Source organism: Hephaestia caeni, assembly GCF_003550065.1.
Taxonomy (GTDB): domain Bacteria; phylum Pseudomonadota; class Alphaproteobacteria; order Sphingomonadales; family Sphingomonadaceae; genus Sphingomonas; species Sphingomonas caeni_A.
The window spans coordinates 539,334-553,651 of the sequence record NZ_QXDC01000002.1 but is presented as its reverse complement, the minus strand read 5'-3'; the positions used below and the strand labels follow the sequence as shown (position 1 = coordinate 553,651).

Sequence of the window (14,318 nt, the reverse complement as noted above, 5' to 3'; positions counted from 1 at the left end):
CTATTGGAGATTTAAAATGGCAGGCAATCCTTTTAATATTGACGCTCTCAATGCGATTAACTTGGGCAATGATGAAATTGCGCGAGTTATCATCGGTTCTGTCAGTGGAGGGTCGAGTGTTAATCCCCTGGGTCTCTGGGACGATGAAATTCCCCCTCCTGGAGTGATATCGGTACTAAGTAATGAATATGTCGCTGGGCATCTCGGCGAGCCAAACGAATATGGCTACCAGAACTACTATCTTCCGAATTTTGGAAAGTTGCAGTTCGAAGGTGTGGTTGACGGTGATGGAAATCCTATCGATTTTTGGGTCTATGGATTTTCTGAGAATGGGCTGTTGCTTTCAGACCATGAGAATATTAACAGTCCAACGACGGGCGGAGATTTTACATCACCTAGCGGACCTCCGAATATCTTCGTGTTCGGCTCATATGGCGTCAGTTCGGATGCCCCTGGGGTTGGCGATGCCGATGATGTAATCATCGGTTTGAATGCCACCACATTCGAAAAAGACCCGAGCATCTTTAATATTCCGGAAGAGCCTGTCGTATGTTTCGCAGAGGCTACCAGCCTCGATACGCCGGATGGCTGTGTGGCCGTCGAGGAACTGCATATTGGCGACATGGTGCTCACGGCTTCAAATGAAATCCGCACGATCAAGTGGATCGGTGAACTGCTCGCCCGCCCGGCGCGCCATCCGCGTCCGAACGAGGTCAACCCGGTCCGCATCTGCGCCGGCGCCTTTGGTTCCGGCCTGCCGGAGCGCGATCTGCGCCTCTCTCCCGGCCATGCCGTCTATGTCGACGGCGTGCTGGTTCCGGTCAGCCATCTCATCAACGGCGCGACCATCGTTCAGGAAGCTGTCGAGAGCGTGCGCTATTTCCATATCGAGCTTGACAGCCACGATGTGATCCTCGCCGAGGGCCTGCCCTGCGAGACCTATCTCGACGACGGCAATCGGCGTTCGTTCGTCAACAATGGCGAGAGCATCGAACTGCACGGCCGCCTCGATCCCAAGAGCTGGGACGATGCCTGTGCGCCGATGGTGATGGACGGCCCCCAACTGACCACGATCCAGCAGCGTCTGTTTGCGCGTGCGGAAGAGCTGGGCTGGATGCGCAGCGAAGTCGCCGACCTGGTGATCGAGGCCGATGGCGTCACGATCCTGCCCGAGCAGGAGGGTAGCTTCCGCTTCCAGGTGCCCGCCGCTGAACGTGTGGTGCTGCGCTCGGCCAGCGGGGTGCTCGCGCATGTCATGCCGGGCATGGCCGATCGCCGCTGCCTTGGTGTCGCCATCTCGGCGCTGAGGACCGACGGTGAGGCGGTCGCCCTCGATGCCGATCTGTTTGGCGCCGGCTTCCATGCCGCCGAGAGCCACGGCAACACGGCCTGGCGCTGGAGCGATGGCGCAGGCGTGATCGAGCTTGCAGGCCGCGGCGCCTGCACGATCGATATCGAACTCGCCATGGTCGCGCCCACGTGGCGGCGCGAAGCCGCCACCCTGCGCGTCGCGGCCTGACCTGTTATCCGGTCCGGGCCTGTGCGGGTCCGGACCGGCTCTCCTTGGAAAGCGCCGCCTTGCTCGATACGATCGATACGACTGTAGTTCCCGATGCCGTCGTCACGGCCGCCGAAGCGTGTTCCTGCGGCTCGGGGTTGTTGCGCATGCACTGCTGCGGGATCGATCCCCGGCAGGTGGTCCGCGAACTGCCCGAGGACGAGACGGACAAGGCGGATAGGCTGGAAGCGGCACGCAAGCGGCACGACCGCGAGGGCGTGCGTGCAGCCGTGCTCGCGATCCTGGCCCTCGCTCCGGGCCACAAGGAGGCTTTGCAGGCGCTCTTCGATCTGCTGCAGAAGGACGAGAACTGGGATGCGGCCGGCGCGGTGGTCGACCGGCTCGCGCGCATCCATCTCAACGATCCCGTCGCCCGCATGATCGCCGCGCAGTATTTTCTGGCCCGCCACGACATGCTGCGCGCGCAGTTCCACGCCCGGATCATGGTGAGGCTCGCGCCGGAGGCGCTGATCTCGCACATGATCATGGGGCGGGCCTTCCTCACCTCGAACAATGGTAAGGCGGCCGAGCATCACTTCCGGATCGCACTGAATCTGCCGGTGCCGCGCGGACCCGATGTGCCGCGCCGCGATATCGAGGCCAGTCTTGCGGTGGCGCTACGCGACCAGGGCCGGATCGACGAGGCGCGCGCGCTGTTCGGGACGCTTGCGGACGGCACCAGCGATCCAAACCTGCTACTGGCATGGGCCAAGCTCGAGGAATCTGACCGCAAGTTCGAGGCGGCGTTAGCTTTACTAGATCGGGCCGAGGCGATGGCGCCGGGCCATCCGCAGCTGCCGATCGCGCGCGCGACGCTGTTCCACCGCACCCGTGACAATGACCGGGCCCTCGCCCTGCTCGACGCAGGCGAGGCTGGTTCCTCGGGCGGTTTGCAGGAGAAAGGGCAGATCCTCGACAGCATGGGCCGCTACGATGAGGCGTTCGCGACATTCGCCGCGTTCAAGGCCCGACAGACCGAAGTGACGGGACATGGCTATCAGGTCGACCGCGCTGCACGGTTGGTCAATGATCTCCGAGAGTTCTTCACCGAGGGACGCTCGCGGCTGCTGCCGCGCGCGAGCGTGCGCGACGATCATCCGCAGCCGATCTTCATCATCGGCTTCCCGCGCTCGGGCACGACGCTGGTCGAACAGACGCTTAGCGCGCATCCCGACATCGCTGCCGGCGACGAACTGCCGATCATCCACCAGCTTGCCGACCGCGCCCAGAGCTTGCTCGGCAGTCTGCTCACCTATCCCAAGGCGCTCTCCGAAATGTGGCTTGGCGACCGCGCCGGCCAGGTCGACAGCTTGCGCGACCTTTATCTCAACGAGGCAGTGCGGTTCGGCGCGGTCGATCCGGCCAAGCGCTGGTTCACCGACAAGATGCCGCTCAACGAGACGCACCTCGGGCTGATCCACATCCTGTTCCCCCGCTCGCCGATCGTGCATCTGGTGCGGCACCCGCTCGACGTCGTGCTGTCGGTGTTCTCGAACGGCTTGACCCACGGGTTCCACTGCGCCTATGCGCTGGAGTCAGCAGCGACGCATTACGCCCTGATTGCCGATCTCATCGCCGATTACCGCGCAGCGCTGCCGCTGAACTATCTTCCCGTGCGCTACGAGGATCTGGTCGCCGAGCAGGAGAACCAGGTGCGCGGCCTGCTTGCGTTCATCGGGGCGCCGTTCGATCCGGCTACGCTCGCGTTTCATGAGAACGCCCGCTACGCCCGTACCGCGAGCTACGCCCAGGTTACCGAGCCGCTCTACACCCGCTCGGTTCACCGCTACCGCAACTACCTCCGGCACATCGAGCCGGTAATTCCGATACTCATGCCGGCGATTGAGCAGCTGGGATACAAGATTGAAGAATGACGGCTTTTTGATCCCCTCGAAAAGAATGGAGCGGACCCCGAACGTTTGCAGCGTCGGGGAACCGTGGTCAACGATCATTGGCTTACATGCCCGGAGTGCCAGACAAGGTGCCGACATTGCAATGATCAGCGCTGATCGTCTGCGCCGCTTCGATCCAGAGATCTAGGTCGCCGAGGCGCTGTCCACTGTTCATCTCGTTGGAATTGACCAGGAAGGTCTGGATGATGGCGCGTTTCCATGCGTCAGACACTGCGGCGATGTTCGACTTCGCGAGTACGCCGATGGTAGGATTGGTGAACACAGTGGTCGGTGTCCCCATATTGTATCCGAGCAATTTGACGATGTGCGGCTGGTTGGACGCCTTGTAGCAGCTATTTCAGCAGCACCTGCGCGGTGCCGGTGATCGGATAGCCAGCAGACGGACTTGCTAGGCCGGAAAGCGGGGTCGGATAGAGCGCGTCATACCAGGCGAACGGATTATCGCGAGTAGCGGCGAGTTTCACGCCGCCGGTCGGACTCCGAACTAGCCGTGTGTCGGCAAGCTGGAACGCGCCTGTGCCGGTCGATTGCGGCGGCAAGATGCCGGTGAAGGCGTTCGCGGCTTCCGCCGCGCTCGGCAGGAGAAAGGTCGTGGTGGCCGATGGCCGCGATAGGGCGGCGGTGAACACCTTGGGCGACGCGCCCTTCGCATTGGCGATATAATCGGATCCATATATCCGATCTTGCCGTTCACTCTATAGGCGCTCATGCCGATGTCAGGGTTGGCTGCGATCGCCGCGCCGACGCCAGCGCTGCCGTCCCCCAGCAGGAACAGGCCTGTGCCGTTGCCCACCGCCGCTGGCTGCGACGGAACGCCGCCGCTAACGGATTGGATGGACCCGGTCGTTCTGTTGAAATACTGATTGCCGACCGCGTTCGTCGAACTAGCGAAGCCTGCCCCTCCTGGCCGGTAAGGCGTATCTATCCGGACGTCGGTAAAATCGGGAGCGGTTCCCAGCGTAGGATCGCACGGCAAGGCTTCGGCATCGTTCGTGATGCGGCTACCGCCGGGGCACTGCGCGGCAAGAGCGCGGGTGAAGATGTCCGTCGCGCCCGATTTGTCGAGGCGACCGAAGAGGTGGATCGGAACTCCGGAAGCAGTTGCCGTCGGCAGGATTCCCAGCACACACCGCCGTTGAGCATGGTCAACAACGCGTCGTGCCAGTTCCTGATCCCGACATTAGAAATGCCGCAATAGGCCAGCCGGCTCAGACGCAAGCCCCCGACGACCTTGGCCAGACCTGGGGTGGCGTCGAGAAGCGACTGCGGAGTCTGGACATTGAACCGGTATTCGATCCCATTCACGGAGTTCTCGGCATAGACCGGGTTAAAGGCGATCGCGATGGGCAGCACGAACTGCGGGATGACGATAGCGCTTCCACCAAACTATTTGACGTTCTTGTTGTAGGCGAGAATGTCGCTCAGCGTTACGGACGATTCCGAAAATGCAAACTGGACAATGTGCCAACCGCTGAACGGACTGCCGAATGCGCCGAGTTGGGGCGTCGTATTGCGCCAGGCTTTCTTGCCGGTACCAGAGGTGGCCGGGAGAAAATTGCGTCGAAGAGCGGCTCGTTCATCTTCATCCAGTCGATCAGATCGACAATGTCATTTGCGGAGGAAGTGGCGTCGGTGCCCTGGAGAGCTAAGGCGCCATCTTTAGGACCGGGTGCGGGAGTAGTCTGAGCTAAAGCGGCAAAGACGAGCCACATGCTGGCAACGCTAGCTAAAGGATTGCATGACCGGCAAGCTTCATCGTTTCTCTCCTGCGGCCGGGCCGTCTAGAACCTGCCGACCGATTGTGACGCCGAAAGCTGTGCAATCGCGAGGCCTTGCTCCGCGAAACGTCTTTTCAGAAAAGCAGCCCCGGATTTCTCCGGGGCTGCCAAGTGCGTATTGTTCAAAGTGGATCAGTTGCCGGTAACGTTGCAGTGGTCCTTGCCGCTGGTGGCCGCCGATTCAATCCACAGATCGAGATCGCCCAAGCGCTGGCTGCTGTTCGTCTCGTTCGAATTGACCAGGAAGGTCTGGATGACGGCGCGTTTCCATTCGTCAGACACCGCGGCGATATTGGACTTCGCAAGAAGGCCGGTCGTCGTATTGGTGAAGGCGTCCGTCGGGGTGCCGTAGTTATAGCCCAGCCACTGGACGATATGCGGGAAGTTGTTCGTCTTGTAGCAGGTATTCAGCAGAGCCTGCGTGGTACCCGTGACCGGATAGCCAGCAGTCGGGGCTGCCAGGTTTGCGCCACCGACATAGAGGACGTCATACCAGGCAAGAGGGTTGTTGCGGCGGGCCTGAATATCCGCGCCGCCGGCCGGATTGCGGACCAGCCGCGTGTCAGCCACCTGGAATGCGCCGTTCGTGGCCGATTGCGGCGGCAAGATGCCGATGAAGGCGTTGGTGGCGTTCGCCGCGCTCGGCAGGAGGAAGGTCGAGGTGGCAGACGGCCGCGACAGGGCCGCGGAGTACACCTTGGGCGACGCGCCCTTGGCATTGGCGATGAAGTCGGCACCGATATAACCGAGCTTGCCGTTCACCCTGTAGGTGCTGGTCCCGATGTCCGGATCTGCTTCGATCGCCTTGCTCACGGTACCACTGCCATCGGCCAGCAGGAACAGGCCCGTACCATCGCCCGTCGCGGAGGTCGGCTGCGAAACAACGCCGCCGCTCACCGAGAGGATTGAAAGGCTTGTCTTGTCGAAATATTGGTTGCCCACCGAGTTGGTTGTCCCGGCGAAACCCGTACCGCCTGGCTTGTACGGGCTGTCGGAGCGAACTGTCGTGAAGTTCGGCGCGGTGCTGACGGGATTGAACGCGAGCGCTTCGGCATTGGTCGTAATGCGGCTGCCGCTGGGGCATTGGGCTGCCAGCGCGCGAGTGAAGATGTCGGTCGTGCCCGACTTGTCGAGGCGGCCAACGAGGCGGATCGGAACGCCCTGCGTAGAACTGTTGTCTACCGTACCCCAGTTCGGGTCGGCCGGATCCTTGAGCGATACGCCGCCGTTGAGGGTCGTAAGCGTACTGTTGTTCCAGTTCTTGATCGTGCCGTTAAAAATGCCGCAATAGGCGGCGCGGCTCAGGCGGAGGCCGCCGACGACCTTGGGCAGGCCAGTGACTGCGTCGGGGAGTGACTGCGGCGACTGGACGTTGAAGCGGTATTCGACCCCTGACGTCGGGTTCTTGGCATAGACCGGGTTATAGGCGAATGCCACCGGCAGTACGAACTTCGGCACCTGAATGCCGTTGCCGGCAAAGGGCTTCACATTCACATTGTAGAGGTCGAGGTCGCTTGTCGATGTGCCGGCGGTGATCGACGAGTCCGAAAAAGCGAACTGGACGGTGTTCCAGGTCGGCTGGGCGACCACCTGCGGGGTATTGCTGCGCCAAGCCGCCTTGCCGTTGCCGGAACCGGTGGGCACATAGGTCGCTGCAAAATCGGCGGCGAGCGGCGGCTTGCTGTTGAATTCATCGTTCAGGACGTTCGTGACCGAACTGGCGCCGGTGCCATGGAGGGCGTTGTCGCCGTCGTTGGGGCCGGGAGGGGTTGCTGATGCAGCCGAGGCGAGCGCCATGCTGGCGACGGACGCCAGGAAGAGCGCGGAATTGATACGCTTCATTGTATTTCTCCTACATTCGGTTTGAAACAAAAACGTAAAGTCTTCAGCGCGCAGATCATCGTTCACCAATCCGAAGATCGGCGCGCCTGATCCTTGCAAATTCCCGGTCACGCAAAGTCCCGACTGCCACATCGCAAGATATGGCACGGACCCTCGTTCTACACGCAGCGCCAGCAGACATCGTCGCGAGGACTCATATCCACCCGCCGTTACCCGAATATTCGGGTCACACATCCGGCAATAACAATCGGACTATCAAATTTGCCGGATTGCGACTCGATCACTATCCGACAATCAAAATCTATCGAGTCTAAATGACAGTTTTGTTATGATGGGTTTGAACTACAGCAAATCTCATCAGTTTATTCTGTCCATTTCGGTTGGACATTTTAGATACGACGAGATGATAGGAGATTTGATTGCAACTATATTGTAGCAATGCGAGGATATAGCTTATATCCAGTTAGTTCTCTTGGATATTTTTTTCCTTATGCAGGGACTGTCACAGGAGGCATGAGCAGGGGTAGCATGTTCCGCGTGTCAAATATTGCACGATCCTGGCATAAAGTTCGGGAAGCGCCGATAACGGACGAGGATGGCCCGGTTGCCGCGAATCCCAATGGATTCGAGGAAATGCTACGCGCGCGGGCATTGCTTGCAGACGAGAGCTTGCAGCGCGCGCTCCTCATCCACGCCGAGACCGACGAACGGCTCGATGCCGTCGTTACCCGACTCGGCCTGCTTTCCGAGGACCGAATCGCAGCCGAAATGTCTGCGCATACCGGCCTTCCGGTGATCGAGGGGGCTGCCCTACCTTCATCCGCTGTCGAAGGACCCGGGCTCTCCCTCGATTTCCTGCGCGAAACGCGGGCGATCCCCATCTACGCCGATGAGGCAAAAGTCCGCATCGCTGTAAGCGATCCCTTTGATCCGTTCCCTGAGCAAGCGTTCCAGTTCATGTTCGGGGGAAGGGCGGTCGAACGCCTGATCGCAAGGGCCAGCGACATCGACGCTGCGATCGAGCGGCTCTACCACGGGTCCGCGCAGGCTGCCGAAGAGGGTGAAAGCGAGATCGACAGCGACGATCTCGAGAGGTTGAAAGACCTCGTCAGCGACGCGCCAGTGATCCGCGCCGTCAACCGACTGATCGCGCGCGCGTCGGATGAGCGAGCGTCCGACATACATATAGAGCCGAGCGATGATGGGTTGATCGTTCGATTTCGCGTGGATGGTATGCTGAGGCAGGCGACGAAGCTTCCACTCGCGATGCGGGCCCCGTTGGTCTCACGCATCAAAGTGATGGCGAGCCTCAACATCGCCGAGCGCCGCCTACCACAAGACGGTCGATTGCGTATTTCGGTTCGCGGCCATGAAATCGATCTCCGCGTTGCGACCTCACCGTCTATCCACGGCGAAAGTGTGGTCATGCGCATCCTCGACCGCTCACGCCTTGCACTTGATTTCACCTCACTGGGGTTCGACCCGAAACTCACCGCGAGGATGCGCGAGGCCATCGGCCGCCCGCATGGCATCGTCCTCGTCACCGGGCCGACCGGCAGCGGCAAGACGACCACGCTTTACGCGGCGCTTTCCGAACTCAACGCGGATTACCGCAAGTTGCTCACCGTCGAAGACCCCATCGAATACCGGCTGCCAGGGGTCATCCAGACCCAGGTCAATCCCGCCATCAGCTTCACGTTCAGCACTGCGCTCCGCTCTTTCCTCCGGCAAGACCCCGACGTCATGATGGTGGGCGAGATTCGTGACACGGAAACCGCGCAGATTGCAGTCCAGGCGGCGCTCACCGGGCATATGATCCTCTCCACGCTGCATACCAACACCGCGGCAGGCGCAATCTCCCGCCTTCTGGACATGGGTGTCGAGCCATTTCTCCTCGGATCGGTATTGACCGGCATCCTGGCGCAGCGCCTCGTGCGGCGGCTATGTGTCGAGTGCAGGCGACCTTATGGTCCTGATGACGAGATTCCCCCTGTACTGGCGCCGCTGCTAGGGTCCGTCGAACCAGCCCAATTCTTTCATGCGCATGGATGCGATCGATGCGGCGGCAGCGGCTATTCCGGACGGGTCGCGGTACTGGAGTTCCTTCGCGTCGATGCTGCCATCTCGCGCCTGATTCTGCACAGCGCTGACACTCCCGAGATCCAGGCTGCGGGGGAAGCCGGGGGAATGCGCAGCCTTGTTGCTGATGGCGTTGCCAAGGCGGCGGCAGGCCTCACGACACTTGAAGAAGTGATGCGTGTCGGGAGCGGGGACGGCTGATGGCGACTTACCATTACCGGGCCGTCAAGAGCGACGGTTCGAGCCTTTCAGGCGAGCTCGAAGCCAGCGATCGCCGTGATGCCGCGGCCGCGTTGCGTCGTAATGGCGCCCGCCCACTCGAACTTGTGGTGGTCCCGGCTATGGAGACCGCTAAGCGGACAAAAGCGCGGGGCAAAGGGCGCCAGGCTGCTGCGATCAGTGTCGGTGAACTGGCGGTACTCCTCGAAGCCGGCCTCCAACTCGACCGCGCGCTCTCACTGGCCGTTGAAAACGTCGAGGACAAGGATGTCGCCGTCCATCTGGCCGATATCCTCCGCGATGTACGCGAAGGCGCGCCGCTCTCTCGCGCCATGGCGCAAAAACCGGAACTGTTCTCGCCGACCGCAGTCGCGATGGCGGAAGCGGGCGAGGCGAACGGCCGGCTTGGGGAAGCACTGACACGCTTGGCGAGTGCCCTCGAACAGGAAGCCGAGTTGCGGCGTCTGGTCACCTCATCGATGATCTACCCGATCGCCCTCATCGTGATTGCGGTTGGCGTCGTCCTCCTGATGCTCCTCTTCGTCGTTCCGCAGTTCGAGCGCATGTTCACCAGTACCGCCCAGAAACTCCCGACTGCGACGCTCGTCGTGATGACCGCGAGCCAGATCCTTCGACATTACGGGATCGCCATACTTGCTGTGCTCGGGGGCAGCATCTTCGCCGCTGCCATCGCCTTGCGCCAGCCTGCGGTCCGTCTCGCACGTGATCGCGTCGCCCTACGTTTACCGCAATTGGGTGAGCTCATTCGCCGTATCGAGACCGCCAGGTTCGCTCGTACCTTGGGCGCGCTCATCGAAGGTGAAGTCGGTCTTCCCGCTGCGCTGGCGCTATCGCAGCGCACATTGACCAACCAGGTCCTGGCGGCAGCCATCGGCAAGGTCACCGATGGCGTCAAGGAGGGTGGGGGGCTGACGGCACCACTTGCAGCTTCCGGCGTACTCCCGAAGCTCGCGATCGGCTTCCTGCGCACTGGCGAGGAAACGTCCCAACTCGGCATGATGCTGACCCGCCTCGCCGACGTTCTCGACCGGGACGTCCGCACGCGTCTCGAACGCATCATTGGTATCCTCACACCCGTCATCACGGTCCTGCTCGGCGTGACGGTGGCAAGCATCATCGCCTCCATCATGTCCGCGATTCTCGGATTCAACGACCTTGCGCTGTCTTCATGAAGGGAGAAACAGAATGAGAAAACGACCCGGAAAAGACGCTGGGCAGGAAGCCGGATTTACACTCCTCGAGCTTCTTGTCGTTCTGGCGATCCTAGGCCTCCTAGCGGCGATCGTCGGCCCGCAGGTCATCAAGTATCTCGACAGTTCCAAGTCCAAGACCGCACAGGTCCAGGCGAAGAACGTCGTCGCAGCGCTCAATCTCTTCAAACTCGACGCCTCGCGCTATCCAACCGAACAAGAGGGCCTTGAAGCGCTGGTGAAGGCTCCGCAGAATCTTCCGAGCTGGAACGGGCCTTATCTCCCCGAGCAGTCTGCCATCACCGATCCGTGGGGACGCCCCTATTTGCTGCGTATTCCCGGCGAGCATGGCGAGGTCGATGTCTACAGCCTCGGCTCCGACGGCAAACCTGGCGGCACCGGGGAGGCCAAGGATGTGGGCAGTTGGTGATACGAGGGCTCGCTCTCACCCCGACGCAGGGTTCACGCTTCTTGAGGCGCTGGTCGTTCTGGCGATCCTTGGACTTGCCGCAGGAATCGCGTTTCCAGCAGTAGGGGCCGCCTTGCGCTACCAGGAGTTTCTCGATGGGGCGACCCGCTTCGAGACAGCGCTCCGCAGCGCGCGAGCGGACGCGATGCGTCGCGGCATCACCGTTCGTTTTGCAATATCTTCTGACCAGCGGGATTTTGCTGCTGGTGCAGTCGTGGATCGTCTGCCTGCACGGTTACGCGGAACCCCTCGCGCCGGCGGCGTCACCTTCTACCCCGATGGGTCTGCGAGCGGTGGCGAAGTTGCGGTTGCCGATGGCGTCAGACTTCGGCGCTGGAGAGTACGTCCCACCACCGGCCTCATCGAGCGCATATCATGAAGGTGGCGCCCTCTGAAGCCGGTTTCAGCCTGGTCGAGACGCTGGTCTCCCTCGCTGTCATCGCCGGCATGTCCGCCATGCTGTTCGATTCGGTTTCCACGCATGCGCTTGCAGGCAACCGAACCGCCCAGAAACGCGAGGCCGTTCTGCTTGCTCGTTCCCTCCTCGCACATGCCAGTATCGCCTCTGGACCAGGCGAGCTGCCCGAAAGCGGACACCAGGGTGATCTTGCATGGCGTTACACCCACCACACTGTGCGCAGCGAAGCCCGTGATAGCGCGGCTGCCCTTCAGCAGGTGCGGATCGACGTTCTGGACCGCAACACGGGGCGCCAGCTCGTCCGGGTCGAAACTCTGCGATTGGATCAGTGATCAATGGCTGAGTGGCGCTACATTGACGATCATCAATTCGAGCGGGAAGGCGGCTTCACGCTTATCGAACTTCTCGTCAGCCTGGCGCTGATGGGTTTGGCCGCGACTCTCCTGCTGCAGGGCCTAACGACTGCCGGCATCCTCGCCGGGCGAAGCCGCGCGACGATCAACGCTGTCGACGAAGTTGTTGCCGCGCAAAACCTCCTACGCAGCGCCGTCGAACGCCTTCGCCCGATCACCCGGTCGGATTCCGCCATACCAATCGTGGAATTGCGCGGCACGGGCGGCGTGCTGACCTTCGTCGGACCACCGTTCGATCGGGAAGGGGCGGACGCTCTTCAGCGATTTCGCCTCACGCGCACCGCAAATGGGGATCTCGTCCTCTACAGTGCCCACTCACGTAAGATGGGCATCGACAGGAGCGGAACAGACCTCGTGGGCTGGACCCCGAACCGGCTGCTCACCGGTGTGCGCAATCTTTCCATCAGCTATCTTGGGCCCCCCGAACCCGGCGCGCCTCGTGCCTGGCAAGATCGCTGGTGGGACCGCTCGACAACGCCTGAACTCATTCGCGTCCGGGTTGTCTTTGCCGAGACCGATCGCCGTATCTGGCCCGACCTCGTCATCCGTCCCCGATCAACCAGCTACGGCACCTGTCGGAATGATCCGGTGACCGGAAAGTGTGAGGAACGATGAGCTCCAAAAGAATCCTCAATGCAGATATGGCAACCATCGGACGCTGGATCGCGAGCGGCATCCGATGGTGGGTTGCGGAGCTCGAGCAATTGCTCCCTGCAAGGCTTCGCCATGCCCGCTCCGATGGCTTGGGTCACTACCGATTTGCCGATGGCGCCCTGACTCCAGTCGCCAATGGCCAAAAGGGTGCCAGCGATGGTCCTCATCCCGGTGAGCGTGTCGCGGTGATCGTTTCGCGCAGCGAGAGTCTTGCCCGTGTAATCGAACGGCCGGCGCTGAACGATCGGGATTTGCAGCGAATGGCATCGTTCGAGGGTGATGGCTTGTTACCGTTCCCGAGCGGAACCACGATCATCGCCGCACGGAGGGTTGGATCAACGGCAGATCCGGCAAAAATCCGTGTCGAGATCGCCGGCTTGCCGCTCGAAACAGCTCGAAGAATTGCGGAGACGATTGCCGACGCCAAGGTGGTTGCTGTTCGCATTTTCGTTGAGAATAACCGGACGGCTGCGTCGCCTCTCGATTTCGCACCGGCGATGCACGAAGCTGGCCTGATCGCGCGTCCCCGAAGCGCAACGCCTCTGATTTGGGCGGTCGTGGCTTGCTTCGTGGTCATCAATACCGGTCTGTTCATCTGGAAGGATGTCCGCTCTGTCGAGCGACTTGAACAGGTCGTGCAAGAGCAACAGCCAGTCGTCACCGTCGCTAAGACGATCACGCGCAGGACTGGTCAGGACCATACGCTGGTTGCCCGCTCGCTCGCCAAACGACGCGACCATGATGCCATCGGGGGACTAGCGGTCATCAGTGAAGCGATTCCCCAAGGTGCTTGGCTTCAGCGCTATGTCTGGGATGGAACGTCCGTGAAAATCACTGGCTATAAGCCGCCGCGCACTGACATCGCCGGCGAACTGCGCCGGTCCGGCAACTTTGCCGACGTGCGCGCAATGAATGACGAAATCCAGGCGGAAGTGCCCGCCGGAGAGCCGTTCGATATCGGGGCGAGGATCGCCCGCCGATGATGATCCGTCCAACTTCTCCCCGCGAGCGCAGGCTCGTAGCCCTGCTTATCCTCGTATCGCTTATTGCGGTGCTCTGGTTCGCAATCGTTGCGCCAATCGCCGCTGGATTCTCAACGAGGGCACAGCAGCGCGAACAACTGAACCTGAGCTATCTCCACAATCAACGCACGATCGCATCGGTCCCCCGATTGCGCCGTCAAGCCGAAGACGCCCGACGAAACATAGAGGCCTATGTAATCGGCGCGGCAAACGCGGAAGCGGGGCGGGAGCAGCTTAAGGCGCGGGCTCAGCGCATTGTCGAACGGAGCGGCGGCGAAGTGCGCGGGGTCGGTGATGCAGAAGCGGAAGCGGGGTGGGCGCGCGCGAGCATCGCGGCGCGAATGAACCTCCCGCAACTCGTATCAACCCTCGATCAGCTCCAGAACAACCCTCCCTGGCTCATCGTGGAGACCGTTTCAGTCGATGCGAACGACGCTCTCGTCACCGGCCAATCTTCAACAATGGATGTTCAAATTGAAATCGCGATTCCTATCCGCGCTGCCCCCGCTCGATAAGACGGCACGGCTACCACTGCTGTTGTGCGCCTTGCTCGCGGCAGCCGTCGCGATTCAGCTAACAGACGCAGGCGATGTCGAACTGCCTCCCCCGGGCCCAGTCGGCCGCGGGGGATCCTCCCGCTCATCCAATGCAACGCCCGAACGTGCGGTAGGCGGTCAGGCAATCGTTGCTCGTTCAGTCTTCGCGCCCTCCGCAAGTGCGGCGTCCGGCGGCGCAAGCCAGA

Annotated in this window: 13 protein-coding genes; 10 read left to right on the top strand and 3 right to left on the bottom strand. The window is 61.5% G+C overall.

Translation table 11 applies throughout. From position 1 onward, the window contains the following. Window positions 1-16 precede the first annotated feature (16 nt). Both DFR49_RS02545 and DFR49_RS02540 read left to right on the top strand, forming a co-directional pair. The gene (locus DFR49_RS02545) at window positions 17-1,519 is read left to right on the top strand and encodes a Hint domain-containing protein (protein WP_004211579.1); all 1,503 of its coding nucleotides are present in this window, start codon (window positions 17-19) and stop codon (window positions 1,517-1,519) included. Between the two features lie 44 nt (window positions 1,520-1,563). Then, entirely contained in the window at window positions 1,564-3,432 is a 1,869-nt protein-coding gene (locus DFR49_RS02540; RefSeq protein ID WP_004211581.1) for a tetratricopeptide repeat-containing sulfotransferase family protein, read from the top strand. An 82-nt stretch (window positions 3,433-3,514) separates the two neighbouring features. Here DFR49_RS02540 and DFR49_RS02535 read toward each other — a convergent pair whose 3' ends face one another. The 3 genes from DFR49_RS02535 to DFR49_RS02525 all read right to left on the bottom strand — a co-directional run bounded on the left by DFR49_RS02535 (window position 3,515) and on the right by DFR49_RS02525 (window position 7,091). Beyond that, complete coding sequence (locus DFR49_RS02535; protein WP_004211584.1) at window positions 3,515-3,751, bottom strand: hypothetical protein; 237 nt, start codon at window positions 3,749-3,751, stop codon at window positions 3,515-3,517. Between the two features lie 52 nt (window positions 3,752-3,803). Beyond that, the gene (locus DFR49_RS02530; RefSeq protein ID WP_004211587.1) at window positions 3,804-4,100 is read right to left on the bottom strand and encodes a hypothetical protein; all 297 of its coding nucleotides are present in this window, start codon (window positions 4,098-4,100) and stop codon (window positions 3,804-3,806) included. A gap of 1,281 nt (window positions 4,101-5,381) precedes the next feature. Continuing rightward, complete coding sequence (locus DFR49_RS02525) at window positions 5,382-7,091, bottom strand: substrate-binding domain-containing protein (protein WP_004211589.1); 1,710 nt, start codon at window positions 7,089-7,091, stop codon at window positions 5,382-5,384. 528 nt (window positions 7,092-7,619) lie between these two features. On the opposite strand from DFR49_RS02525, the gene DFR49_RS02520 reads away from it, so the two are divergent. From DFR49_RS02520 to gspM, 8 genes are read left to right on the top strand one after another with little or no spacing between them, the layout of a single operon-like run. Beyond that, complete coding sequence (locus DFR49_RS02520) at window positions 7,620-9,371, top strand: GspE/PulE family protein (protein WP_004211590.1); 1,752 nt, start codon at window positions 7,620-7,622, stop codon at window positions 9,369-9,371. Continuing rightward, window positions 9,371-10,582 (top strand): type II secretion system F family protein, encoded by a 1,212-nt coding sequence (locus tag DFR49_RS02515; RefSeq protein ID WP_004211601.1) that lies wholly within the window; start codon window positions 9,371-9,373, stop codon window positions 10,580-10,582. The genes DFR49_RS02520 and DFR49_RS02515 overlap by 1 nt, the downstream gene beginning before the upstream one ends. Window positions 10,583-10,595: 13 nt before the next feature. After that, complete coding sequence (gspG, locus tag DFR49_RS02510; RefSeq protein WP_004211603.1) at window positions 10,596-11,030, top strand: type II secretion system major pseudopilin GspG; 435 nt, start codon at window positions 10,596-10,598, stop codon at window positions 11,028-11,030. Further along, the gene (locus DFR49_RS22490) at window positions 10,948-11,448 is read left to right on the top strand and encodes a GspH/FimT family pseudopilin (protein WP_080604512.1); all 501 of its coding nucleotides are present in this window, start codon (window positions 10,948-10,950) and stop codon (window positions 11,446-11,448) included. The genes gspG and DFR49_RS22490 overlap by 83 nt, the downstream gene beginning before the upstream one ends. Next, complete coding sequence (locus DFR49_RS02500; RefSeq protein WP_004211604.1) at window positions 11,445-11,819, top strand: type IV pilus modification PilV family protein; 375 nt, start codon at window positions 11,445-11,447, stop codon at window positions 11,817-11,819. Before DFR49_RS22490 ends, DFR49_RS02500 begins: the two co-directional genes overlap by 4 nt. Window positions 11,820-11,822: 3 nt before the next feature. After that, complete coding sequence (locus tag DFR49_RS02495) at window positions 11,823-12,515, top strand: PulJ/GspJ family protein (RefSeq protein ID WP_004211605.1); 693 nt, start codon at window positions 11,823-11,825, stop codon at window positions 12,513-12,515. After that, window positions 12,512-13,537 (top strand): PilN domain-containing protein, encoded by a 1,026-nt coding sequence (locus DFR49_RS02490; RefSeq protein ID WP_004211606.1) that lies wholly within the window; start codon window positions 12,512-12,514, stop codon window positions 13,535-13,537. The genes DFR49_RS02495 and DFR49_RS02490 overlap by 4 nt, the downstream gene beginning before the upstream one ends. Beyond that, window positions 13,534-14,091: a type II secretion system protein GspM gene (gene gspM, locus DFR49_RS02485; protein WP_004211607.1), complete on the top strand. Its 558-nt coding sequence runs from the start codon at window positions 13,534-13,536 to the stop codon at window positions 14,089-14,091. Before DFR49_RS02490 ends, gspM begins: the two co-directional genes overlap by 4 nt. Window positions 14,092-14,318: the final 227 nt, after the last annotated feature.

Excerpts from the sequence above, each read along its gene's own strand:
- DFR49_RS02495 (WP_004211605.1), top strand. The coding sequence starts at position 11,823 with ATGGCTGAGTGGCGCTACATTGACGATCATCAATTCGAGCGGGAAGGC.
- DFR49_RS02545 (WP_004211579.1), top strand. The coding sequence starts at position 17 with ATGGCAGGCAATCCTTTTAATATTGACGCTCTCAATGCGATTAACTTG.
- DFR49_RS02490 (WP_004211606.1), top strand. The coding sequence starts at position 12,512 with ATGAGCTCCAAAAGAATCCTCAATGCAGATATGGCAACCATCGGACGC.
- DFR49_RS22490 (WP_080604512.1), top strand. The coding sequence starts at position 10,948 with ATGGCGAGGTCGATGTCTACAGCCTCGGCTCCGACGGCAAACCTGGCG.
- DFR49_RS02525 (WP_004211589.1), bottom strand. The coding sequence starts at position 7,091 with ATGAAGCGTATCAATTCCGCGCTCTTCCTGGCGTCCGTCGCCAGCATG.
- DFR49_RS02520 (WP_004211590.1), top strand. The coding sequence starts at position 7,620 with ATGTTCCGCGTGTCAAATATTGCACGATCCTGGCATAAAGTTCGGGAA.
- DFR49_RS02500 (WP_004211604.1), top strand. The coding sequence starts at position 11,445 with ATGAAGGTGGCGCCCTCTGAAGCCGGTTTCAGCCTGGTCGAGACGCTG.
- DFR49_RS02515 (WP_004211601.1), top strand. The coding sequence starts at position 9,371 with ATGGCGACTTACCATTACCGGGCCGTCAAGAGCGACGGTTCGAGCCTT.
- gspG (WP_004211603.1), top strand. The coding sequence starts at position 10,596 with ATGAGAAAACGACCCGGAAAAGACGCTGGGCAGGAAGCCGGATTTACA.
- DFR49_RS02535 (WP_004211584.1), bottom strand. The coding sequence starts at position 3,751 with ATGGGGACACCGACCACTGTGTTCACCAATCCTACCATCGGCGTACTC.
- gspM (WP_004211607.1), top strand. The coding sequence starts at position 13,534 with ATGATGATCCGTCCAACTTCTCCCCGCGAGCGCAGGCTCGTAGCCCTG.